This window comes from Microcoleus sp. C2D2 (assembly GCF_036702495.1).
Classification (GTDB): Bacteria; Cyanobacteriota; Cyanobacteriia; order Cyanobacteriales; family Microcoleaceae; genus Microcoleus.
Genome location: NZ_JAUBTO010000001.1, coordinates 215,642 through 239,995, shown reverse-complemented (window position 1 = coordinate 239,995; position 24,354 = coordinate 215,642). Strand labels below are relative to the sequence as shown.

21 protein-coding genes, 1 tRNA gene and 1 pseudogene are annotated in these 24,354 nt (G+C 46.1%); 14 read left to right on the top strand and 9 right to left on the bottom strand.

All coding sequences use genetic code 11. The features are described 5' to 3' along the window. Nucleotides 1-215: hypothetical protein (locus tag QUB61_RS01045; RefSeq protein ID WP_333132917.1), on the top strand; the 215-nt coding region annotated here is incomplete at its 5' end. 15 nt (nt 216-230) lie between these two features. Continuing rightward, complete coding sequence (locus tag QUB61_RS01040) at nt 231-401, top strand: hypothetical protein (protein WP_333132916.1); 171 nt, start codon at nt 231-233, stop codon at nt 399-401. A gap of 202 nt (nt 402-603) precedes the next feature. On the opposite strand, the gene QUB61_RS01035 is transcribed toward QUB61_RS01040, so the two are convergent. Then, nucleotides 604-1,698 (bottom strand): hypothetical protein, encoded by a 1,095-nt coding sequence (locus QUB61_RS01035; RefSeq protein ID WP_333132915.1) that lies wholly within the window; start codon nt 1,696-1,698, stop codon nt 604-606. A gap of 459 nt (nt 1,699-2,157) precedes the next feature. After that, on the bottom strand, nt 2,158-2,343 hold the full coding sequence (locus QUB61_RS01030; protein WP_333132914.1) for a hypothetical protein: 186 nt from the start codon (nt 2,341-2,343) through the stop codon (nt 2,158-2,160). A 240-nt stretch (nt 2,344-2,583) separates the two neighbouring features. Between QUB61_RS01030 and QUB61_RS01025 the strand changes: the two genes are divergently transcribed. The 4 genes and pseudogenes from QUB61_RS01025 to QUB61_RS01010 all read left to right on the top strand — a co-directional run bounded on the left by QUB61_RS01025 (nt 2,584) and on the right by QUB61_RS01010 (nt 6,264). Next, on the top strand, nt 2,584-4,017 hold the full coding sequence (locus QUB61_RS01025) for a phosphoglucomutase/phosphomannomutase family protein (RefSeq protein WP_333132913.1): 1,434 nt from the start codon (nt 2,584-2,586) through the stop codon (nt 4,015-4,017). Between the two features lie 62 nt (nt 4,018-4,079). Beyond that, nucleotides 4,080-4,943, top strand: a complete 864-nt coding sequence (locus QUB61_RS01020; protein ID WP_333132912.1) for a hypothetical protein — start codon at nt 4,080-4,082, stop codon at nt 4,941-4,943. 274 nt (nt 4,944-5,217) lie between these two features. Continuing rightward, a pseudogene (locus QUB61_RS01015) lies at nt 5,218-5,925 on the top strand (IS1 family transposase). 63 nt (nt 5,926-5,988) lie between these two features. Continuing rightward, nucleotides 5,989-6,264: a LapA family protein gene (locus QUB61_RS01010; protein WP_333132911.1), complete on the top strand. Its 276-nt coding sequence runs from the start codon at nt 5,989-5,991 to the stop codon at nt 6,262-6,264. Nucleotides 6,265-6,278: 14 nt separating this feature from the next. Here the strand turns inward: QUB61_RS01010 and QUB61_RS01005 are convergent, their stop codons facing one another. The 3 genes from QUB61_RS01005 to QUB61_RS00995 all read right to left on the bottom strand — a co-directional run bounded on the left by QUB61_RS01005 (nt 6,279) and on the right by QUB61_RS00995 (nt 9,721). Continuing rightward, entirely contained in the window at nt 6,279-7,274 is a 996-nt protein-coding gene (locus QUB61_RS01005; RefSeq protein ID WP_333132910.1) for a hypothetical protein, read from the bottom strand. Between the two features lie 154 nt (nt 7,275-7,428). Continuing rightward, complete coding sequence (locus QUB61_RS01000; RefSeq protein WP_333132909.1) at nt 7,429-8,493, bottom strand: hypothetical protein; 1,065 nt, start codon at nt 8,491-8,493, stop codon at nt 7,429-7,431. A 553-nt stretch (nt 8,494-9,046) separates the two neighbouring features. Next, the gene (locus QUB61_RS00995; protein WP_332954998.1) at nt 9,047-9,721 is read right to left on the bottom strand and encodes an Npun_F0813 family protein; all 675 of its coding nucleotides are present in this window, start codon (nt 9,719-9,721) and stop codon (nt 9,047-9,049) included. 1,351 nt (nt 9,722-11,072) lie between these two features. Here QUB61_RS00995 and QUB61_RS00990 point away from each other — a divergent pair. The 7 genes from QUB61_RS00990 to QUB61_RS00960 all read left to right on the top strand — a co-directional run bounded on the left by QUB61_RS00990 (nt 11,073) and on the right by QUB61_RS00960 (nt 16,691). Beyond that, nucleotides 11,073-11,146: transfer RNA gene (locus QUB61_RS00990), tRNA-Arg, on the top strand. Between the two features lie 361 nt (nt 11,147-11,507). Then, entirely contained in the window at nt 11,508-13,139 is a 1,632-nt protein-coding gene (locus tag QUB61_RS00985; RefSeq protein ID WP_333132908.1) for a site-2 protease family protein, read from the top strand. A gap of 212 nt (nt 13,140-13,351) precedes the next feature. Then, a complete protein-coding gene (locus QUB61_RS00980; protein WP_333132907.1) occupies nt 13,352-13,735 on the top strand; it encodes a helix-turn-helix domain-containing protein in 384 nt (127 codons plus the stop codon). A 291-nt stretch (nt 13,736-14,026) separates the two neighbouring features. Then, a complete protein-coding gene (locus QUB61_RS00975) occupies nt 14,027-14,281 on the top strand; it encodes a hypothetical protein (RefSeq protein ID WP_333132906.1) in 255 nt (84 codons plus the stop codon). A 39-nt stretch (nt 14,282-14,320) separates the two neighbouring features. After that, complete coding sequence (locus tag QUB61_RS00970; protein WP_445300237.1) at nt 14,321-14,716, top strand: zinc ribbon domain-containing protein; 396 nt, start codon at nt 14,321-14,323, stop codon at nt 14,714-14,716. Between the two features lie 127 nt (nt 14,717-14,843). After that, on the top strand, nt 14,844-15,794 hold the full coding sequence (locus QUB61_RS00965; RefSeq protein ID WP_333132905.1) for a PIN domain-containing protein: 951 nt from the start codon (nt 14,844-14,846) through the stop codon (nt 15,792-15,794). 228 nt (nt 15,795-16,022) lie between these two features. Beyond that, nucleotides 16,023-16,691, top strand: a complete 669-nt coding sequence (locus tag QUB61_RS00960; protein ID WP_333132904.1) for a hypothetical protein — start codon at nt 16,023-16,025, stop codon at nt 16,689-16,691. Nucleotides 16,692-16,882: 191 nt separating this feature from the next. Here QUB61_RS00960 and QUB61_RS00955 read toward each other — a convergent pair whose 3' ends face one another. The 3 genes from QUB61_RS00955 to glpX form a co-directional block, all read right to left on the bottom strand. Then, nucleotides 16,883-19,891, bottom strand: a complete 3,009-nt coding sequence (locus QUB61_RS00955; RefSeq protein WP_333132903.1) for a UPF0182 family protein — start codon at nt 19,889-19,891, stop codon at nt 16,883-16,885. A 194-nt stretch (nt 19,892-20,085) separates the two neighbouring features. Next, nucleotides 20,086-21,378: a glutamyl-tRNA reductase gene (locus tag QUB61_RS00950; protein ID WP_333132902.1), complete on the bottom strand. Its 1,293-nt coding sequence runs from the start codon at nt 21,376-21,378 to the stop codon at nt 20,086-20,088. A gap of 145 nt (nt 21,379-21,523) precedes the next feature. Then, the gene (gene glpX, locus QUB61_RS00945; RefSeq protein ID WP_333132901.1) at nt 21,524-22,561 is read right to left on the bottom strand and encodes a class II fructose-bisphosphatase; all 1,038 of its coding nucleotides are present in this window, start codon (nt 22,559-22,561) and stop codon (nt 21,524-21,526) included. Nucleotides 22,562-23,055: 494 nt separating this feature from the next. Here glpX and QUB61_RS00940 point away from each other — a divergent pair, with 494 nt between their 5' ends. Beyond that, nucleotides 23,056-23,673 (top strand): CP12 domain-containing protein, encoded by a 618-nt coding sequence (locus QUB61_RS00940; RefSeq protein ID WP_333132900.1) that lies wholly within the window; start codon nt 23,056-23,058, stop codon nt 23,671-23,673. Between the two features lie 148 nt (nt 23,674-23,821). On the opposite strand, the gene QUB61_RS00935 is transcribed toward QUB61_RS00940, so the two are convergent. Then, nucleotides 23,822-24,208 carry a VOC family protein gene (locus QUB61_RS00935; protein WP_333132899.1) on the bottom strand — a complete coding sequence of 129 codons (387 nt, stop codon included), beginning with the start codon at nt 24,206-24,208 and terminating at the stop codon, nt 23,822-23,824. Nucleotides 24,209-24,354: the final 146 nt, after the last annotated feature.

Here is a 24,354-nt window from a genome sequence, read left to right as displayed (position 1 = left end):
AATGTCATTGGTTTTCTCACAGGATGGTCTTGGATCTTACATTCTTTATCTCTAGCACATCTTTAGAAAAATGGTATAATAAGTTGCGGCAAGAAGTGCAGGAGTTGCGATCGCAACTGGAGGCACAAAAAACAAGCTGGGATGAATTGCGGGAAGAGTTGGAGAACTGTGAGACGACTCGCGGGGAATTGCGATCGGAAAACTCCGACCTGTAAAAAACTTGCGACAAATTGCGATCGGAACTTGCCGACCTCAACCAAAAGTCAGCCACTGCCAGGGAGTTGCCAGAAGCGGCTGACTTGCTCAATCAGTTAAAAGTGGGGCGCAAAAAGTCTAGGGCGGACTTGGGTGATGTAGAAGCAATTCTGGGGCTGCTAGCAGAAGAGGACGGCTCAGACTAAGTGAGGGAGAGGATTGTATCCAATTTGTATCCCGAGCGAGTAAAAACTGATAGCACGAAAGCGGCTAGAATTTTCCTAGCAGAACCCTGGATTAGGCGAGGGTGGGTAAGTTAATAATTGTGAGTTTAAAGCTGTTATATCGTAGACATATCCTAGAAAGGGGAGGGGTGGTGACTAAAACTATTGGTATTGTGTAAGGTTTCTAATTTTCAAACACATCGCTGGAAAACATCTCAGTCACAGTACGCAAGTAAGGTACAAATATCGTTAAATCTTCAGCAGGAAGCCGATCGCATATTTCCCAAAACAAAATTAGCAGCATATCCTGCACTAACTCCCAACTTACATGAAGTTTGGGGTACAACATCACGCAAATTGGAAACAATTCTTGCTGTACCGGGCGAATACTACCTTCCAAAACGCACCAGCACAAATAGCTTTGAAAAATCTCGACATCCCGGATACCAGAAATTTTTATCTCCCGATCGGTCAAATACCCGCTGCTGCTGCGGTATCCTTGATGCTGGAAACTAGCGCGCTCATACACTGCACTAGCAATCTCAGTTGTATGCTGCCACAAATGCTGAACAGCTAATAGAGCTCTGGAATTTGGGGACTGATTCGCCGCAGCCTCGTTAATTTCTCCGTAGGGAATGTGCAGGTAGTTGTCTAGAATTTTTAAGTAGGGTGCAAATTCCGATCGCTCTGACTCGGAAAGACATCCTAACAAGATTTTGCTAGTGTATTGAAATTGCACCGTCACAAATCCCAGCACTAACGCATCAGTCTTTGAGTATTTCCGCCTCACTTGGATAATATCTTTTCCTACCACCACTGACAAGCGAAAAACAGGTTCTCTCTCCGCGTAAGCGTCTATTGCTTTGCGATATAAGGTGCGAGAGTCAGCCACAATTTCTAAAGGATTAATTAAGCTCGGATCGATCCCGTGCCGCTCTATTTGTTCCCCTAAAAGAGCTTCTACTCTATTCCAAGCTATCTCGCTGGCTAATTTCAGGGTATTTGTCAATTTGTCAACTATTTTAGCTCGATTTCCCTCAAAATAGGTTGACTCTCGGCTTGGGGGAATTTGGCGTGGCGCTTGGTTTTCTCGCGCCGCAACTGTACTGTAATATTTTTTGGCCCAGCTAACTGCGAAGGAAGAAACGCTGACGCCTTTAGCCTCTGGGAGTTTGTGAGTGTCCGATCCGGTAATACCCCTAGACGCCAGACTGTCGCCCTGTTGAATTTTGTCGGCTGCGTGTAAAGACTTTGAAGATAGTTGTGAAATACCCGTCATGATAAACCTCGTTTTTTTATAAAGTCGCACCGGATCGATTCCCCTAATTTTTAACGTTGTTAACTACAATCTTCTGCATTTGTACGGTGACAGTCATCTGCCATTATGCTTAAAGATATAAGCCATTTGGCTCTACTGCCTGCATTTTTTACAAGCTGCACGTTAATAACGTTATTTATTGTGCGATCGATCACCGTCACCCTGTGATCGCGATCCTAATTTATGTTTGTGACCTATAAAGAGGGCTGGAAATAAATTTAATTTGTCTTAAAAGCTGAGAATTAAAGTCAAGTCTACCTCAAAAAAACTTATCCTTGAAGTACTTTATCTTTGTTTTGGAGGGCTTTGGTCGATCGCCCTAATTTCTTAATGAAGCTAGGCTAAAGCACGATCGAGCGGTGACTTTGGTTAATTTATTTCCCTAGCTGAATTAGAAATGTATTTTGAGCATGGCGCTTGTTAGGAAACCCTAACAAGTTCAACTATCGGCTTTTCTAAAGAAAAAATTAAATTTGAGATAAGAATCAGATTTATGTGCATTTCGTTAATGCCATTGCCAGCGCGGTTTTTTGCGATCGGTTTTTTAGCTTCCCCGTGAAGCGAAGCTATCCCGTAGGGAATCGCCCGCAATAGATCGTCGTCCATTCGATCGGCCAACTACCCTTAAAAACCCGAATTAACGAGTGACTCGCCCGATAGATCCCGCATTTTGCCAACTCTGACTGGTTCGATCCCCGAGGCTGGAGGCCCAAGCCTGCCCCTACAACCATAGGATGAGGTTGATACGGGCCCCACAAGCGATCGCTCCTCAAAAACAGCAGGGCCAGTAGGTCTTTAAGGCTATGCCTTCGGGTAGGATTAATAGGACGAGAGGAAGTGGATAAAATGAGCGCTAGCAGCAATTCAACAGAAATCAAGTTCGGAACCGATGGGTGGCGGGGACTGATTGCCCATGACTTTACTTTTGCCAACGTGCGAAAAGTCACCCGGGCGATCGCCAGTTACCTAGAAACCGCTTACACAAAAGACCGCCCAGTTCTAGTCTCCTACGATACCCGCTTTCTGGCAGACGAGTTCGCCCGCACCGCAGCGGAAGTATTGGCAGATTTGGGATGGACGGTAAAAGTGGTCGATCGAGATTGCCCCACACCAGTCATCGCCTACAGCGCCAAGCATCTCAACTCTGCAGGAGCCCTGATGTTCACTGCTTCCCACAATCCCGCACCTTACTGCGGCATCAAATACATCCCCGACTACGCCGGCCCGGCAACCCCGGAAATTACTGATACAATTGTGGCCAATATTGCTGGTGCTTCGGATGCCCCAGCCAAAGGCAGCCACAACGATAAAATCTCCAGTTTTGACCCCAAACCCGAATATCTGAAGTTTCTTTATACTTTGATCGATGTGGAGCGGATTCGCTCTGCTAAGTTGAAAGTGAAGTACGACGCTCTCTACTCGACTTCTCGCGGCTATCTCGACGGAGTTTTGGAACACTGTGGCTGTGATGTCGAAAGTTTTCACACCTACCGGGACGTGCTGTTTGGTGGCGGAATGCCGGAACCCAAGGGCGAACAGTTAGTTGAGTTGGTGGAAGCTGTTAAGAAGGATGCGGCGGATTTGGGTTTGGCTACCGATGGCGACAGCGATCGCTTTGGTATTGTCGATGAGTTGGGAAATGTCTTGACTCCAAACACCGTGCTGTTGCTGCTGGCGCGTCACTTGGTTAAGAATAAAGGCTTGACTGGGGCGATCGTCCGTACAGTCGCAACTACCCACTTGCTGGACAATTTGGCCGCCAAGTACGGTTTAACAATCTACGAAACCGCAGTCGGTTTTAAGTACATCGGCGAAAAAATGCGGGAAACGGAGGTGCTCATAGGTGGCGAAGAGTCGGGCGGTTTGAGCGTTTTGGGTCACATTCCCGAAAAAGACGGGATTTTGGCTGATATGCTAGTTGCTGAGGCGATCGCCTATGAAGGCAAACCGCTTTCTCAGCTAGTCGAAGAAGCCATTAAAGAAGCCGACGGTCCCCTGTACAACAAACGCTTGGACTTGCACCTAGAAGAAGCCCACAAAGCAGCCGTTTTAGAATCTTTTACCAAGAATCCCCCCACAGAAGTAGCAGGTATTGGCGTTAAGGAAATCGGCCGCAAAGACGGGATTAAACTTTATCTGGAAGACGGTGGCTGGGTACTGCTGCGGCCTTCAGGAACCGAACCCCTGATGCGCGTTTACATGGAAACAAATTCTGTGGAAAAAGAAACTCAAGTTGCCCAATACATGGAAAAGGTAATTTCCCAGTTAGAACCTGTTTAAACTGCAATATCCCCAGATACCTGACTCCTTAAAGAAGTCGGGTATCTGAGTGTTCTGTGTTTTTGTCTACTTATATCATGCTTTATCAAGCCTTTGAATTAAGGAATAGACAGATAGTTGTTTGTGCCATCAGCCCCGATTGTGAAACTATAGCAAGTACAGACTTTTGTCACCATCATACAACCCCACATCGCCTTCAATTTGGGGATATATCCCAAGGTAATTTTAGTTTACTTTACGAACTTGAAAACACCTACGGCCAAGTCACTAAAATAGCTTTCAGTGCTGAGAGTAAAACAGTGGCAATAGGCAACTTTCAAGGTAAAATAGCATTGCAAGAAGTCAACACTGGACGATTAATCAAGACTCTAGACAGTGGTTCTTGCGTAAATGACATCGCTTTTAGTTTAGACGGTAAGTATATGCTGTCTTGCTGCGACTATGCTGGTGCTCATTTGTGGAACCTCAAATCAGGAGAGCAACTCGATCATTTCTCTGGTTTTCAAGGTTGGACTTATGGAGTTGCTTTTAGTCGAGATGGCAAATTTGCAGCCGCAGGTGACGACTATGGCTGCATTAAAATCTGGCAACTTTCAGATGGAGTTTTGCTCAATACATTGAACCATATATTCAACCATCTTTCATGTTTCCTAGGTCTCTTGGCATTTAGCTGTTATGGCGACATCATCGCCAGTGCGAATCAGCTTGATGGTACAATTAAATTTTGGTGGTGGCGTCAAGAACACAAATTAACCAACTTTGTTTGCAGTATAGTAACACGGGTATTTCAGCGATCGCTTTTCATCCCCATAGACCAATCTTTGCTTGGGCTGATGGTTGCAATTTCAAATTATGGGATTTTGAGCATGATGCAGAGTTTGATTACCAGCACGTCGCCCAGATTAACATCATTCAATTTAGTTTAGATGGCAGAAAATTATATATTTGTCATACAATTGGATTTGTTATAGTTTTGCAATTGTAATTTTTTATTTTAATAAACAAAAAAAAACAAAATTTCGGATACTTCCTTGACTTTTTGAAACTTTATATTGTATTATTCTAAATAATCGGATACTTACGCAAATAAAAATTTCACACAAATTTAGATTGTGAAGCAAGTATATCAGTTAAATTATTGGCGTTGCACAGTTGTGGTATGCTAAAAACGAACAGTTAAAAAATATCCGGCTATGATTTATGATTTGTCCTAAATGTCAATCTACAAAATTTCAGAAAAATGGCCACAAAAGAGGGAAGCAAAATCATCTTTGCTCAGACTGTGGTCATCAGTTTATTGATAACTACTCTCCCCTAGGGTATCCAGAGTATGTCAAAAAACATTGCCTGCATCTGTATGTTGAAGGAAATGGCTTTCGTCGTAAGCGAGCGACTAACAGGTGTTTGTCATAATACTGTTATTAACTGGGTTAAAGCGGCCCGATTAAGCTTGTCCCAACAGCCAGATTACGACGAGATTCCGGAAGTAGCCCAAATCGATGAGTTGCAGACATTTGTAGGTAATAAAAAAAACAAAATTTGGCTCTGGACTTCAGTAAATAAGGAATTTGCAGGGATTTTAGCGACGACTATGGGAGACCGCTCGGCAGAAACATTTAAGTTTTTATGGAAAATTATTAAAGGGTGCAAATGTTTTTTTATGCCACAGATGGTTATGCTGTTTATCCCAAGTTTATTGACGAGGCTGACCACATTGTTAGTAAAAGTTATATGACCGGCGTTGAGGGAGAAAATACCCGTTTAAGGCATTACTTAGCACGCTTGCATAGAAAAACTCTTTGCTACTCTAAGTCTGTTTTGATGTTGGCCATGTCAATTCGATTAGTCATTTATTACTTGAAGCATAAAACCGTGCTTATTCCTAGCCAAAATATTTTTGTTTCTTGATAAAGACTCCCTGTAGCATACCACAATTGTGCAACGCCAAATTATTAGCCTGTCAACCCGTGTATGAAAACAATTCCTCTGCTCGCCATTAGTTTTTTAGTAGCCTTTTTAGCAAGCGCGGTCGGCATTATCTCAGTGCAGAACGCCGCGCCAGTATCCTTAAACTTTATCTTTTTTCAATCGATACAAATGCCCGTAGGAGTAGTATTGGCAATGAGCATGAGTGCAGGACTGATCGGAGGTGCGCTACTGCAACCGTTGTGGAACCTTTCAGACTCCCAAAACTCGCGTCCTAAATTTCAGGCAAATCCAGAAGAATCCGACACCGTACAATATTAAGTAGATTTGATCCCTTAGAGGGAATACACCTGACCGTCAATCAGCAATCTAGTAATTCCCTTAGCTAGCAAATAAGGCGCGGTTTTTTGCAGCATACTGCCGTCAGGAATCTTGAAAACCCTTTGATTGCGAGTAGCAAATCGGCGGGCCACGCGGTGATTGTCAAACACTGCCAGGGTTTTCTCGCGAATTTCCGCCGCCGGAATTTGGCCGAGTTCGCCAAAAGCTTTTAAAGGTCTAGTGATTAACTCGGCCGCCCGATCGACCACCAAATAACAAATTTTGGGTACAGACGCTTCGCTTAAAGGCAAAACTTGAATCAGCCCTGTACCGCGAAGCTCGATCGACTCGCCCGACGATATTGAACCCAGCAGACTACCTTCAAACAGAGAGTCTTCATCGTCTAAATCTTCGTCGAAGTCGTCCTCTAAATCGTCTTCATCCTCATCCTCGTCCTCATCCTCGTCCTCATCTTCCTCGAAATCGCTAAAATCTTCACCTGGCAGCAGCCCTTCTGCTGGCACCATTGCCTTTTGTTCACCAGTCACAACAGCGCCGCGGTTCCGATCGGCCTTCTTTGCTGCTTGGACATTTGGCAAATCAGAAACATCCAAATCCGACTCTACAGTTCCTCGAATTTCGAGTTCTGCAACAGGTTCAGGGGCCGATCCAGAACGCTTTCGGATCGTCGGTCTCGCATTTGAGGCTGACTGCGGTTCGGGGGCTGACTCCGACAGGGGGACATCTACAGGATCGGTTTCGCCATCGGCTGACGACTCAGTAGTCCTCTCTGTCGGTTCAGAAACACTTGTGCTAGAGGACAAACGCTTTTGTTTTTGCTGGACTAGAAATTCGTATTCCGGCTCGGACAAAGCCCCCTGAATGATGCGCCTCACAGTCGAACTGCTCACTCCGTAGCGCTTTGCCAGAGTGATCGTATTCTCGTTTGACTGTCGGTACAGCCTGATGAGTTCGCGTTTGTCTGAATCGGAGAGTTTTGTAGGCGTCATGCCAAGTTTTCCAGCAAAAAGACGTGAAAAGACGCAGGCTAGCAGTCAGCGAACTGTGATTTTTCATGTTCGATGTCAAGCTCAGAGATGCCGACAAGGGCAAAAAAGCTTTCGCGTCCCCATCGCTTGCTCTTGCAACTCCAATCTCAAATCGCTACGCTGCGCGGCGACTTCGCCTGCTCTGGCGAGAACGGGTTGAGATGTCATGTTCCAAGATAGCTCCTATTCCGAACAGGATGGCGCTGAAAACAAAAAAGACTTCCAGCAAACTGCCGCTTTGATAACTACCCTCAGCCTGAGTATCGCGCCATTTAAAATACATATCTGCGATGTAAAGCGAAAAAGTTGCAGCCGCAATCATCCTCCAAGATTGGGAAAAACGTCCTCCCCAAAACGCCAGCAGCAGTGCAGTAGCAATAATCAGCAGAAAAACGTCCCCGACGATGTAAAACAAATTGATTGCATTTTTGTAAGGCGACAGTTGCTTGTCAAGTGCCATCACCCATGCCGGAGCTTTGGTTTCTGCTGCTTCTTCTTCTTCTGCTGCTGATTCATCAGCATCAGTAGCTGCTGCTCCTTTTGCCTGTAACTTGGACGAATTGTCCAAAGCAGGCGCTCTTCCTTTGGCAGCGGTTGCTGGTGCAGAGCCGGTCACTACTTCCTGAGTGGCTGCTGTACCCATTCCTAGCTGTGCCCTCCAAGAGTCAGGTGCAGCAACCCAGATAGCTACAACAATCCCGAAGGCTGCAATTCCCGCTAACAAACCCCACTGCCAAATTTCTAGATTCAGCCGCTTGGAAGTCACAGCTACAACCATGCCCCCGATCAACACCACATAGCTGCCCAGATAAAACGCATCTGCAGGAGACACGTCCGGGTCTAACTCGAAATAGAGTTCCCAAATCCCGAACAGCACGCCGGCTATGAAATAGAAGAGCATCCCCAGACCAATGCCCAGCCAGACGTTGCGCCCGCTGACCATGTGCGGGCTTTGCCAGTTTCTAAAACAGACTAAAGCCGCTCCGAAGTATGCTCCGCATTCAAAAATATAAGTGCCGATCGAGTACCAAAGAGGTAAACCCTCTTCTACTGAGAAGGGGACGCTGAACAGCAAAAAGAACAGCAGCGCCATTACAGCCCAGACAATGCCCGCAATCACTAGGGTCTGAGCTGACAGTAAAGATGGAGATGTAGATGACTTTTCTGAAGTACTACTCATAGGGATTCCACGAGACCTAACTAGCGGTTGAACGCACCCCATCTCAATCTTTGATTGTAGATGAGGATTCTTTCGCAACAGAACCTTTGTCTGACGCTCCCGGAAAAACTGGCGTCCTCAGCGTGTCCTTGGGACTTTTGCCCTTGTACACTCTAGAAAGACTAAGCAAGAATAATATCTATTTACTAATTCAAGGAATTAGTCGTTAGTCGATCTTTTGCCCGGAAATTAATGATAGAAATACGGTATATGTCTCCACCCTTAAGGCTTTTACAGTACCCAATCTATCTCTGAAATTATACCCTCAAATGTTGCAGTATCTGTTTTTTTGCTTCCGCGCTCCCCCATTCATATCAATGATTATGGCTGGGGGAGTGCGATCGAGCGAAATTTAGTTAAATTGCCAGACATTAAGTAGACTCGAAACCGACTCAACAATTTGGTTGCTTAATACACGTTGGTAATCCAACCTGTATATCACGTACCCCCTACAGTGCAATTATCTCGGCTCAATTATCTGGATCCAATTGTCTGAGCAATTGTCAAAGATTTTCTATGCTGCGATCCACAACTTGTTGAGGGCTGATTGTTTCAGCCAATCTAGAAACTGAGTGCGATCCGGTGCTGGCATATCTTGCAGCACATCGCTCACTCCCTCAGCGAAGCCCGTATCCCCAAAGTATGATTTGCCCAAACGATGAAGTTCTTGCAATAATGTCTTGAGATGCTGCTCTTGCCAAGGGGGCGCCTTGTGATTTTGCAAGGGACTAACAGTTAGCCAATTTTTGATCGCATCAGGGGAGTCTGCCTGGGGGAAGTTTCCCTGCTGAAATACCTTGGCGATATCTTTCTGAAACGATGCGGCTTGCCTTGCGCCTAAGAGGTCTTCTACATCGAAGTAAACAGCTTGGAGGAGCAGCAGACAACCCTGCGCGAACAGCGGTGCTTTGGTTGCTTCATTACCTGCCGGTTCTTCACCGGCAAGCTGATCTAAACGGACTTTTCCCCAGACGCTATATCGATCCGGCTCTTCTAGCAGAACACAGGCTTTGCCTCGGTTGTCGGTTAAGTCCCGCCACAAGGCTCTGGCGTCTTCTGCTTGCTTGCCGTTGAAGGCGCTGATCAGGCGAAAAGTCTGCCCCTGATAATTGAGAATGGGAATTTGTTGATCCCGTTTTGGGTGTTGAAAATTGGTTATTTCAACATCCTGCCGTTTCAGAATAAACATGACACTGCGATTTGACTCCTGTCATGGCCGAGGTGCTGTGCTTTTGACACTCCCCATGCCTAAAGGCGAGGGGATTCTTGATTCAGCGAGTCCACTTAAATTAGCAGGATTGCTCCCGTTCACCCAGAGATGGTGCTCTCCTCAAGCGTTCCGATACTTTTTTGCTAACAAATGCTAACAAATATCTAAGCTGAGATTGTCTCTGAGCTTTGGCGTATCAATCAATGCACGAAGGAAAATCCCCCGCGCACAATTTACAACTGCTGTACTGGCAACGCTTGATTTTCGCGCTCGTGCCGAGCGGGCGATTGACTGTTTTGCTTTGATGCCGTAGAGGAAGCTTAGATAGAGGCTCCATACCATCAAGGATTTTCACCTGAGTCTTTCAATCCTAGTTCTACCACATTTTTATCAAATATCAAGTCGAGCCGAATGTTAGCAAACATAACTAAATATCAGCAAATTAGTCATTCTGGCTCAACTCATGCCTAAAATCAGGGAACGATCTCTGGTTTTTCGGTAATGGGTCAGCGTTTTAGGCTTTACCACTATCGAATGTTAACATAACCAATAGACATCCCTGGAAAAGCACCTGTGACTCTTGTCCTGTCTGAGCTCGGTCTTAATTTATGGATATATCCGATCGACAAAATATTTGGGTTTGAACTCGACCTCTAAAATACCTGACGTTAGTTCACGTCCTACCTAGTTTTGATTGTAAATTTACAATTGTGCTGTTTGCAGGTGAGTCCCGACAGCTTTTGTCAGATACAGGAAGAGGACGTACAGGCACTCTCATCACCTTGGTTTTTTTCCCCCATCGCGATCCACGCCGTATTTTCGTACCTCAAACCGGTTTCTGCGCAAGTCATAAAAAAACTCTGTAAGTGGAAAACGAGCGTCCCAAAGAGGACCCGCCCGGGAAAGGATCCTTCGGCTACGCCAGCGGGCATCGCCCGGGCGGTTTCAACCGCCGTGAATCTTCTGCCAATCAAGGTGCGAGTAAGAATAATCAACTACGTGTTGAAGCATTCCTAGTAGGGAAAGATTCCCGCGAAGCACCTAAGTGCCAAGAAGCACAACACAAAAAGAGCAAGTAATGGCAGGGTGGGGAGCGTACCGGATTGGCTAATGTTGAGATCCCAAAGCGATTTGAAAATAAAAGTAACCCCAATAGCAATACCTCTGGGTAGTTGTTTTGAGCGTCAGGGCACCTTGACAATGCCTTTGAAGATCGCAGATATATTCAAGAATCGAGCGTGTGTTCAGACCGCTTGAGTGTCAAAACATAATTTACTTGCTCGATCGCACACTGCACCGATAGAATAATGTTGTTAGCGATTTTTGAGTTGGGTGCGTAACTCAGTTGGATAGAGTAGCTGCCTTCTAAGCAGCGAGCCGCAGGTTCAAGTCCTGCCGTACCCGTTACACAAACTTAATGATATCAAGGGTTTTAGCACTTTTTTACCGAAAAGGAGAGAGCGGTTGAAATCTTATTTGCTTCGGATTTGTTTCGGATTTGTTTCGGATGCCCGAATCCGAAAAACAGTCAAATCCTTGAAAAAGCCCCGCCTGCAAACCGGGGCTAATCTTCCCGGGGACGGGCGAGCGATACTGCTACCCTTGTGAGTAGATGTTTGCTAAATCCGAAGTGTTATCATAAAAAGTCTATTGTGTCAATAGCCAAGAATCGGCGATGTTAAAACAGCACCAGCAGCCGGTTGTGGGCCGAGTAGCCCTCAGGGGTTATCCTTAGTAATCAGGCTAGTTTCCGACAGGTTTGGATATGTTCCCAACAACTCTATTTCATATTCCCCAAAATTTAATGCTATTACTCGACCGCAGCGCGATCGACCGATTAAAGCCCCTATTTGCGCAAGCAAGCGGAATGCCTATAGTTGCATCGGAAAATACGGCAACAATTGCGCTCGTATTGGTTGCTGTGGGAATTCTGGGTTGGGGATTTTATCGCGCCAGACCTTTTGGCAAACTGGGAATTTTGGCTTGGTTGCAGTCAGTTGCCCTGATGAGTCCCTGGTTGCTGTTCTTTGGTTTGTTCGCCGCCGGGATTTACCTCAATCTAGTTGCGGTATTGTTGCTGCTGGTGGCATCCACGGGATTATACATTTATCTGGGCAGGCAATTGCGTAAGGCTGCATCCGATGCAGTGCTGCGATCGCGCCCCGATGCTGCTGAGGTAAAGTCCCAAAGCGATGCTTTCTCTGCCCCTGACTCGCAGCCGGCACCAGCCAAAGAAACCATTAAGATCGTCACCTCGCCGCCTGGAAATAATGAATCAGAAATAATTCCAGTTCCAGTTGAAGACCTCAAGGCAATTAAAGGCATCTTTGGCATTGATACTTTCTTTGCCACAGAAACGATTCCCTATCAAGATGGGGTGATATTGAAAGGCAATCTCCGGGGAGACCCAGAACAAGTACACTCACGTTTGACGGCAAGTTTGGCAGAAAAATTAAACGATCGCTACCGCCTATTTTTAGTAGAAAATCAGGACGACAAGCCAGTAGTTATTATCTTGCCCAGCACCAACGACCCGCAGCCAACTAACCTATCTCAAAAAATCCTAGCTGTCGTGCTGCTGCTGGCAACAATTGCTACTAGCTTAGAGACAGGCGGTTTGCTGCTAGGTTTCGATTTCTTTAACTCGCCGGGTCGATATCTCGAAGTTCTGCCAATTGCGGCGGGAATTTGGGCGGTTTTAGGCTCTGGCGAAATTGCTCGCCGAGTGCTGGCAAATCGGTACAAGGTTCGCTTGAGTTGGCCGTTTTTTATACCAACTTTACAGATAGGTTGTTTTGGAGCGATCGACCGTTTTGAGTCGCTGCTGCCCAACCGTAAAGTTTTGTTTGACCTCGCTTTTGCCGGGTCAGCCGCTGGGGGAATAGTTTCTCTGCTAATGCTGGTAACGGGTTTGCTGCTGTCTCACCCCGGGAGTTTGTTTCAAATTCCCGCAGAATTTTTCAAGGGATCGGTTTTGGTGGGAACTTTGGCAAAAGTGATTTTGGGTGCCCGCTTGCAGCAGCAGATTGTTGACGTTCACCCGCTGGTAGTTATCGGTTGGTTGGGCTTGGTAATAACGGCGATTAATTTGATGCCGGCGGGACAGTTGGACGGGGGTAGAATCGTGCAAGCCATCTACGGTCGGAAAATAGCAAGTCGCGCTACTTTGGCGACGTTTGTGGTGCTGGCGATCGCTTCTTTAGTTAATCCTTTGGCTCTGTATTGGGCGATCGTGATTGTGATTTTACAGCGGAATCTGGAGCGGCCGAGCCTCAACGAGCTGACTGAGCCTGACGACGCTCGCGCAGCTTTGGGTTTGCTAGCTTTGTTCTTGATGATTGCTGCGCTGTTGCCGTTGACTCCGGCAATGGCTGGCCGTCTGGGAATTGGGAACTAACAGTAGCCAGGTGTCTTTGGTAATAGGCTCTTGGGTTGCGGTAAATTAGTGGAATATAGGAATTGAGCGATCTTCCGGGGGAACTGAAGGGCGATCGGGTTCCTAACTACCAAAATTTTGGGGTGAGAGCCTCGCCCATAAGCGGGCGAATTTAATTAATCTTAAGAAACCCCTTGAGGATTTGTAGGGCGGCTGTATACTGAGTCAAGGAGGTGAAGCAAGTGTTTAATTTGACCTTGGAATTTAAGTTGAAGCCCACAGCGACACAGATAGCAGTTTTTGAAGACTCGCTAGAACAGTGCCGCAAGGTTTACAACTATGCGTCGAAAGAGTGCAAAGACTGGTACAACTCACGCAAATGTCAAATTAACTCTTGCTCCAAAAGCTCCGAGTACATTATTCCTGCTGACGGGCCCTTACCGACATATTCAAGTCAGTACAAGGCTTTAATAACATACAGGAAAACCAGCCCCGCACTGCTGCGAGTAAACGCGGTTTTACTGCAACAAACGCGTTTGAGGTTGGAAAAAAGTTTCGTCACTATGTGGGATCTCTCGCCACGGGTTCCCTCGGTAAAAAAAAAAAGGGAGCTTTGAGGTATTTTAACGAACCGCAGTTGGGTACAACTTTCCATCTAGGCAACCGATTTAAACCGCCTGTAATTGGTCGGATAAAGTTTGGGCAGGATCGTCCCATCCCCCAGGGCGCAATCGTCAAACAAGCTCGCGTAGTTAGACGGTCTACTGGCTGGTACATAATGTTGACTTTGCAATGGGAGGTCTCGATTCTCGATACTATTCCTCACGGCAATCCCCTAGGAATTGATATAGGGTTGACTACTTTTGTTGCAACTTCTAACGGACTTTTAATTAAAAGAACGAGGTTTCTTGCGCTCCGCAGAACGCAAGCTTAAATTGCTGCAACAGCGCGTTACTCGAAAAAGAATCGGCTCGAACAACCGGAAAAAAGCTTCGGAAAAAGTCGCATTGCTGCATGAAGATGTTGCAAACTGTCGAAAAGATTGGCATCGCCAGTTGTCACATCGTTTCCGGTTGCATGGGGATGATAAAGTCAAGGTCAATAATTGCACATTCCCCGACGGACGACGGACGACTCCCGACTCCCCATCCCGAACGGTGTAAGCGGAATTGATATCACATCAAATCTGCGATGACGCAGGGATGGCGTTTCTCGAAGACCTTAATCTGGTCGGACCCTCAAGGGCGATGTTAGGCAAGCACTGCTTAGATGCTGGGTTTGGGCAGTTCTTCAATATCTTGGAGCAAACTTGCTTTAAACGCGCTGTGTTTTTCCAAAAAGTAGACGCCAAAAAGACGAGCAATATTTGTCCTAATGGTCTTAATGAAACAGGCAAAAAAGAGTTATCAGAACGAGTTCACTCGTGTGACAATTGTGGGTATATAACCGACAGAGATGTCGCAGCCGCACAAGTAGTTCTCAAGCGAGGGCTTGCAGCCGTAGGGCATAGGGTCAAGATGCACCGCACTGCAAGTAAATTCATGGGAATCGGTGCGAAGCAAGAATCCTCACGCCTTCTTGCCCGGAAGTGTCAATAATTTCCAATTAAGATCCCCGCCCTGGGCAATTTCTATCTTACCAAAAGTTGATTTTTTATAACCCCAAATTTGTTTAAACTTGATCGATTAAGTTTAAATAGCTTATCTGAGCCTATAGGATAAAGTCATGGCTAATCCACTTCCTCCTCTATTGGTAACTTTTGATACAGATGTTTTAATGGCTGGCAGAACTCAAGTGTGGCAAGAATATGCCAAGGTGGGAACTTGCTATATCCCGGAAGTAGTGTACGACGAAATAGATCGTCTCACCGACCAAGCGGTGGAACCGGCCATCGAGCAAGTAGCAAGGGAGTTTATGCGCTTTTTTGCCGACAGTGGCTGGATTGCAACAGACGCTCAACAGACGCACCGCGCTCTCGAACCTTCGATCAAAAATCAAGGCAAGCAAGCAATGCTTGTGGTGGCGACGGCTCAGTGCGTTTACGGTTTGGCTCAGGAACACCCGGAGGCATTGGTGATTTTTGTGTCCAACAGCCAGCCTCTGCTGAAGCGGCTGGCTTCTGTGGGGGCTACGAATCTCTGCGGGATTACCGGGGCGATGCTGTTAAATTGGGCGAGGAAAGGGGAACGCCCGCCCGCGGCGACTCAGCAATTGCAAACTTTGATGCGCACCCTCGCCGAACGCAAATCGACTCAGCGCTCTAACAGCAGAATTCAGGATGCTGCTGCAGGCAAAACGGGGGCTTCTGCTAGCCAGTTAACGGGGACGCCCGGCACTTCTGAATTGGAGTCGTCCAGCAGTTTTACTAAAACTAATAAAACGGGTTTGACTCAGAAGCGCAGGGCGAGTTCGCGCCCCAAAACGCCGCCCCCCACTCGCGAGGACTCGAGAGATTACGAGCCGGCTGTATATCGCAGGACACATATTACACCTCCGAAAAAAAGGAACAGCGGTTTTCTGTCTGCTGTGTTCAATTTTTTGGGAGCGTTATTTTTCTTGACGGTAGCGGTAGGTATTTTGTGGCGAGTGTTCGATGTTAGGGGTTTTAGAAAGACTTTTGTGCCGGCTCTACCGCAGCCTGTGCAACAATTTGTTAAGTCGATCGACCCTAAATAATCTGGTTTTCTGAAAATTATACCCTCTGCTCCGACCCACTTGCACCTTCGGAAACAGGGATAGCACGCTTGGTTAACAAATCGGTTCCCTCCCCTAAATATAGCGGTAAGCTACTTCTGGCGCACCCTAGGATTAGAATTTCTGGCCTTAGTCCGCTGGGAATTTTCAACGGCTACTATCAGAACAGAAGATGAACGCTTCACTTTACCGCTCCAAAAATCCATCGCCATGCTGCACTGGAACAAAATAATTAGTGGATTAGCACTGGCTTTGGCGGGTTTTGCTTATGCTTTAGTCTTTTTTGTTCTTCTTCCCTTCAGACAGTACGATTATGCAGCACCACTTGGGGCTATAGCAATGGCGATCGCCCTTACTATAGCAATGAATTGGCTACTATCTGCATCGTTGCTAACTGGGTGGAGTTGGGTGGCTGCATTATTTGGTTTTCAGGTAGCCCTCATGTTTTTTGGTAGCGTGTTTCTGGAAGATGGGCTGTACCTGCCAAATTTGTTGTTTTTTGGAACTATGAGCGTAGGATATGTGAGCGTTTATACCAGTTTTTCACAACAAAAAACACTGGTGATTGTGGGTTTATGTACAGTATTTTTCCTAGCTTCAATGTACTTCTCTTTGATTGGCGGCTATGTGCTCAAAGGCAAAAATCCGTTTCAGGGTTCTTCTACCCAGATGCTGCCGCTTTTGAATCAAAGGGTAGAAATTATCACTGACAATCCCAAACAATTGTATTTGAATGGCAAAACTGGCGAGCTCACGCATATTGACCGTTATGAGGTGACAGTGAAACTAGATTCTGGAGGAGACGAGAGATTGATGTGGCCCTATGTCGATGTTTGGTGGCAGGATATCAAGGCTGCTAGCGAACAGAAATCGCAGTAATTTATATCGTTTCCGGTTGCATCGGAATAAAATCGAGTCATTAGTCATTAGTTATTAGTCATGAGTTATTAGTCATGAGTTATTAGTCATTAGTCAACAGTCAACAGTCAACAGTCAACAGTCAACAGCCAACAGTCAACAGTCAACAGTCAACAGTCAACAATTCCGGAGGAGTGCAACCGGAATTGATATCATTCACTCTTTAAAGCTGGTTGAGTTCCTTCTACAGGTCGCACAATTGCGGGTTTATTGGTAGATTGTTGCTGAAAAAGTGCCTTGAGTGCCAAGTCAAGACTTTCTGCCATGACGATGCGGTTTTCGTAGGAAGCAATAACTCTGATTAAAGTTGGCAAACTATTGCGTTCGGCTTCTAAGTAAAGAGGTTCCACATACAGTAAAGATTGTTCTATGGGAATTACTAATAAGTTTCCTTGAAGTGCTTTGGAACCCTGGCGATTCCAGAGAGATATTTGTTCGGAAATAACGGGATCTTGGTTAATTAAAGCTTCTATTTGTTCCGGACCGTAAACTAATCGCTGTTTGGGGAACAGATACAGCAGCAATTTTCCGTAATCGCCACCATCCGAGCGCCCTGCAATCCAAGCAATTAAATTGTTGCGACTTACTGGTGTAAATGGCAGCAGCAAAATAAATTCTTCTGCTGTTTCCGTTGGCAGTTTCGTAATCAAATAATACGGTGCTACGGGCTGCTGTTCGCTGCCATAAATTTCATTGGGAACTCGCCACAAATCCTCTCGATTGTAAAATACTTGCGGGTCTTCCATGTGATAAGTTAGCAAGCGTTCTGATTGAATGCTCAACAAATCTACTGGATATCTGATATGTTTCCGGAGAGCCGGAGGCATTTTGTCAAGGGGTTTGAAGAGTCCGGGAAAGATAGCAATCCAACTGTTAATAATCGGATCGGAGGGATAGGCAACGTAGAAGTCAACAGACCCGTTGTAGGCATCAATCACTACTTTAACGGAGTTGCGGATGTAGTTAAACTCATGATTGCCCGGGTCAGAATACGGATAGCGATCGCTCGTTGTATAGGCATCGATAATCCAATAAAGATAGTTGGGAGATTTATCGGTAGCCGAGGGTGAAGGTTTAATCTTGTTGCCATTTTCATCTTTTTCTTTTTCTATATCATCATTGCTAAGATTGGCGTTGGCTACTACTAAATACGGGTCGGAATCGTAGCGCAAAAAAGGAGCTATCGCCCGGACTCTTTTGTTAATATTTCGGCGGTACAGTAATTTAGTTTCTGGCGTAAAATTGCGCGTCAGCGCCATTTGCCAATTTTTGAGATAATTAGCAAACAGCCAGCGCCGCCACATAGAACCGATCTCAATTCCGCCCCTACCGCTGTAAGTATTGTAAACATTTTCTTCGCCGCTGGGATAGTCGAATTCTTCGACTTTTGTGGGCGTCATCGCGTCTGCATCGGTTACTTCGCCGTAGTAAATTCGGGGGTAGCCGATCGGAATACTGGCCCGAATTTGATCGCTAGTTACTTCCAAAGCAGTCTCTCCTTTCTGGGCTGCAACTCCAATATCTTTGACAAAATAATCGGGTAAACCGCCGACACCGACTGTATTTACCGGAGAAAGAGTAAAGCCGTAACCGTGAGTGTAAACCAGGTGCTTGTTCACCCAAGTTTGAGCTTCGGGGGCTACTGCTGTGTAATCTAATTCCCGCGCTGCCAGAAACACTTGTTGGCTTTCAGCATCTCCCTTTTTTGCTTTTTCATTTTTGATTGTGTAGCGCTCGATATCGGCATCAGGAAAGGTATAATAGGGTCTGATTTGCTGTAATTGTCGGTTGGTTTGCAGCAGCGGTCGCTTGTCCCACAGCCGGATGTTGCTAATAGTAAGTTGATTTTTTTCTAAGTCGGCATAAGTAAGTTTTCCGGCGGGATCGAAAGTTTTTATTTCTATATTGTTGAGGTCAAAGGCTTCTTGAGTAAAGGCAATACTGCGCTGGATGTAGGGCGTTTCTCGTGCTAGTTCGTTGGGGTTAACTAGGAGTAGCTGCACAATTGTTGGCAGCAGCAAAGTTCCCAACAAACTTAAAGTTAGCCACGCTAAAATAATCTTTTTTATGAGTTCATTTTTTATTTTGAATGGGTAAACTTGGCACAGCATCAAAAGTGCGATCGCCCCTGCCAAAATACTCAAAAATCCATACCATGGCAGCCGCACCGTCACGTCAGCATAATTCGCCCCGTAAGTAACGTCTCCCCGCGAATACAGCAATGCGTAGCGCCCCAGCCAGTAGCGGAATGCGGCGGCTAGCATTGAAGCTGCACCCAACCCGTACAAGTGCCGCTGCTGCGATCGAGAAAACTCCAAAAATCTCCCTTGACTCAGGCTATTTCCCGACAGCAAATAGGTTAAAGCACAAGATACTAAACTGTACCAAAATACAACTGTCAGCCAGAATCCTAGCAAATCTAAGATTGGCAAAATAAATACATAAAAGCTAATATTTTGATTAAAAAGAGGGTCGGTTGTGTTAAAATTAGTAGGGTGAAAATATTGCAAAACATTTGTCCAGCGACTGGCGGCAATCAGCCCGATCGCCAAACTGAGAAAAAGGGCGATCGCCTGCAGCCAAAAATCCGGCTTAATTGCCACAGCTAAAATTGTCCCCAGCAGCAAGCCCAACTGCCACCAGTGAGAAAATAGCTGCACCGCCCCATGCTGGATTGACTCAATTCCCAACTGCACCGGCGGTGCAGGCAAATTGCCAGCTAGACCGAAATAGGTGAGGCTGTTTGCAGCTAACAGCCCGCAGTGAATTACTGTCAAAGTTGCGATCGAAGTCAATCCGAATACCGCCAACAGCAGCCAGGAAAAGGTTATTTGGGATTTAGCAACAGGTAATTCGTAATTCTTCCCCGTTTTGTTCGCCCTCAGTGAAGCCAATAGCGCCCCCGCAACCGGCGATTTCATTTCCTCTGCGGGATGTTGCAGGCGGCGGGCTAAAGCCAAATTTCCGAGCAAAAAGACAGCAGAAACAGCAATGGCGATCGCCCCCAGCAACCCTTGAGTTTTCAGCTTTAACAGAAAAACCTGAAGATATCCAACTTCCTGAAACCAGAGAATTTCTGCCGAAATGCGGGAGGCAAACTCAACAATCAGCCATAGCCCCGCAATCAGTAGGATTATTTGATAAATTCGCCTATTAGTCATTAGTCATTAGTCATTAGTCCTTAGTTATTGGTTGAATGATAACTGATATGAGGTTCGAGCAATTTACCCTCCCGAATGATGCTTTTGCCGCAAGGGTTGGAGGCATTTTTATTCATGGTAATTGACCGGACATAATATGACTCCTGCTTTCGGGTCAACTGACTAATGACTAATGACCAATGACTAATGACAAACTAGCTGTACTGCTGATTGACATCCACATCCAAATTAAACAGTGTTTGCAAAGTTTGCATCGCTTGCCGCCGCGCCTCAATATCCTGCTGAGCACGCAACTGTACCATCGGATCGTGCAAAATCTTATTCACAATCCCCCTTGTTAAAGATTCAATCACATCTTGATGTTTCTCCGAAAATTCCGAACCCAGACGCGATAAAGCTTTTTCTAACTCTTGTTCCCGAATCAATTCTATCTTATCCCGCAAACAGCTAATAGTAGGAACGGTTTCCAGACTGCGCCACCAGAGATCGAAAGCCTCTACTTCCTGTTCCAGCAAGCCCTGAGCTTCCATTGCCATTTTGCGACGGCTTTCGTGATTTTGAGCTACCACTGCTTTCAAGTCGTCCACATTAAACGATCGCACATTAGCGAGTTCGTTCGCATCCGAGTCAATGTTGCGCGGTACAGAAATATCCACCAACATCAAAACGCGATTCGGGTCTAAAACAGCTTCCAATTTAGCTTTATTTAACAGGGGTTCGGTAGCTGCCGTACTGGTAAAAACCAAGTCAGAACTGGCAATTACCTGCATCATTTCCGAGAGCTGATACAGATGTAATTCAGCATCTTTAAACTGACCGGCCAACTCCAGGGCGCCCCGCACAGAACGGTTGACGATCGAAATATGGTTAGCTCCTTTTGAGAGCAAATGCTGCACCAAAAGCCGGGACATTTTGCCAGCACCGATAATCGCAATTTTGCTGCTGGCTAAATGCTGACCCTTCATTTGAGCCAATTCTGCCGCCGCCGAAGAAATCGAAACCGCGCCGGTACCGATGCTAGTTTCCGTGCGAACTCGCTTCCCTGCTGTGAGAGCTTGCTTGAACAAGCGCTCTAAAATTCTGCCTACACCTTTGTACTGCTGGGCGAGTTTGTGAGTTTGTTTCACCTGAGCCAAAATTTGTCCTTCTCCGAGCACCAAACTGTCGAGGCCAGAAGCCACTCGCATCAAGTGCATCACCGCATCTTCGTGCAGCAAAATAAACAGGTGAGGGCGCAAAGACTGTAAAGGAACTTTACTGCATTCGGAAAGGAACTGAATAACCTCTCGCACACCAGGCTCCGACTCGCTGGTAACAATATAAATTTCTAAGCGGTTGCAAGTGCTGAGGATGGCAACCTCTTGAATGTGCGGGTAGCCGCGCAATTGGGCGATCGCCGCTTCAACTTTTTGTTCTGGAATGCTAAGTTTTTCGCGAACTTCTACCGGCGCTGTTTTGTGGCTGAGACCTACGACTGCAATATTCATATCTGTGATTTGTCACTATTTCTTTCTTAGTTGTTAACAGTCACCTGTTATTAGTTATTAGTTTATCGCTAATTGCTAATCACTGGTCACTGTTAACCGTTAACTGTTAGTGGTTAACATTTAACTATTAACCGCTAACTAATCACTAATTCAATTGCAAAGATCTCGGCTGGTCAAACATATGGATTGTATCCACAAACCGAGCTGTTTTCGACTGAGAAGAAATTACCAAACTTTCAGTGCGAGCGCCGCCGCCAAAGAAGCGAACTCCATCCATCAGGGTTCCGGGAGTAATCCCGCAAGCTGCAAACAGAACTGTTTCTCCAGATGCCAACTCTTCAGCATTGTAAATCTTGTCCGGGTCGGTGATGCCCATCTCTTTAAGTCGAGCGATATTGCTTTCTTTGCTTTCACCGATCAAACCAGTTTTTACAACAGCCGGATCGTAAATTAACTGCCCTTGGAAGTGACCGCCCAAACAGCGCATTGCTGCTGCTGAAATCACACCTTCGGGTGCTGCGCCAATACCCATAAGTGCGTGGATGTTGGAACCAGAAAACGCGCAAGAAATTGCTGCAGAAACGTCGCCGTCGCTGATCAGCCTAACTCTTGCACCCGCTTCCCGAATTTCATTAATTAAACCTTTGTGCCGATCGCGATCCATCACGACCACCACCAAATCTTCAATACTGCGGCCGAGGCAATCAGAGATAATTTTGAGGTTTTGGGTTGGCGTCTTGCGAATATCTACATGATTCTTAGCCGCCGCAGGAGCAGCCAATTTGTTCATATAGAAATCGGGAGCCGCAAACAAACCACCTTTTTCAGAGATTGCCAAAACTGCCATCGAACCGTTTTGACCGTAAGCCACCAGGTTAGTACCTTCGCAGGGGTCAACAGCGATGTCAATTTCGATCAATTCATCTAGGTTGCAGATCTCGTTGGCATCTTCGCGGGTACAAATACCTACTTGTTCGCCGATGTAAAGCATGGGTGCGTCATCGCGCTCGCCTTCGCCGATCACGATGCGACCGCGCATATGAATTTTGTTCATGCGCTCCCGCATGGCTTCTACAGCCACTCTGTCAGCTTCATCTTTTTCGCCTTTGCCCATCAAGCGAGCGGAGGCTATGGCTGCCTGCTCAACTACTTCGATGATCTCTAAACCGATTACATTGTCCACGAACTAGATCCTCCCAACTGCTGATGCGTGCCTTGTGCTCTTTTGCACTCCCAGCCATCAAGTTTATCAGAGGCGGGGATCTGTGCGAGCGCAAGCAGTTGCTTAGTTTGTGTTAACTTTTGCTTCTTTGAGACTGGGGCGGGAAAATCTGAGCCGAACAAGGTCAAAGATCGATCGCCCGAATGCTTCACTCTTGCTTGAAAGCACGCAGGCTGGTCCCTATGCAAGCGGGAACTCGCGGGATCGTCCGGTTTCCGGGGAGCGATCGGCTGTTTCAGGCAACTTGTCATCCCGAGTGCCGTTAAAGGTTTTATGATTAGTTTGCGATCCCACGATTTCTCAGAAACCCGGTGGCTGACTGGATTTATCGTTACTAAACCTAATATTTTCGTATAAACCGGGTTTCTGAGTGTAAGTCCTAATGATGATGGCAAATCAAATGGGCTGCCCCAAATCGGGACGCACTAGACTTCATAAGCGGGAAGCAATAAAAAATGATGATGAAAGCCCAAGATATTATGACAACAGAAGTTGTTACCATTCGCGGTTCGGCAACTGTAGCTGAAGCGGTGGCGATGATGAACGAACTGTGTTTGCGCGCGTTAATTGTGGAACGCCGCCACGAACAAGACGCCTACGGCATTGTGACGGAAACGGATATTGTTTACAAAGTAGCAGCCTACGGAGTAGACCCGAAAAAAGTCCGCGTTTTCGAGATTATGACCAAACCGTGCATCACGGTGAATCCCGACTTGGGCGTGGAATACGTGGCGAGGTTGTTCGCCAATACCCGAATCCGCCGAGCTCCGGTGATTAAAGACAAACTGCTGGGCATTATTTCGGTAACGGATATCTTGACAAAAAGCGATTTTGTCGAGAAACCGAAAAGTGTTTTATTTGACGAAGAAATCGAAGAGGCGATCGCGGAGGCCAGAACTATATGTGCCCAGAAAGGCGCTACTTCTAAAGAGTGCGCGGTAGCGTGGGACATTGTAGAGGAAATGCAGGCTGAGGCTTCTCACCAGCGATCGATGAAGCTTGACAAAACGGCTTTTGACGAGTATTGCGAGGAAAATCCCGAAGCTGCTGAAGCGCGGATGTACGAGAGTTAATTTAGTTATTAGTCATTAGTCATTAGTCATTAGTCATTAGTCATTAGTCATTAGTTATTAGTTATCAGCTCTTATTTAGGGATTGATAACTAATAGCTAACGATCGGAAATAGCTTTTTTTCGGTTCGCCTCACGAAAAATAAAAACCTTAACTGTTTGGCCCAGTCATACAAAACACGTTCAGCTTATTCCCATCAAGATCCCGAAAATATCCCGCATAAAACCCCGGCAACACGCCTCTTGGTCCTGCAGGTCCTTCATCCTTAGCCCCAAGTTCGATCGCTTTGTTATAAACTAAGTTGACTTTTTCTGGACTGTCAACTTTAAGAGCTATCATTACTCCATTGCCAACAGTTGCTGTGTTACCATCAAATGGTTTTGTAATAGCAAGTGCTGGTAGCTCGGGAGACACGCTCCATGCGATAAATCCGTCGAATTCCATGAATCGTCGAGCGCCAATTTCAGCAAGCAAAGCATCATAAAACTTGGCTGCACTTTCAATATCGTTGGTACCGAGTGTAACGTATCCGATCATATTTTTTGTCTTCTAACTGATGTTAAGATTAAAATAATGTTTGAGCAAATAACAACTGAGTTAAACTGATCCTTAGAAAACCCCAGCTACAACTCAAACATCATTTTACATCATAACTCAAACTATCTCGGTTTTATCCGCTCCAA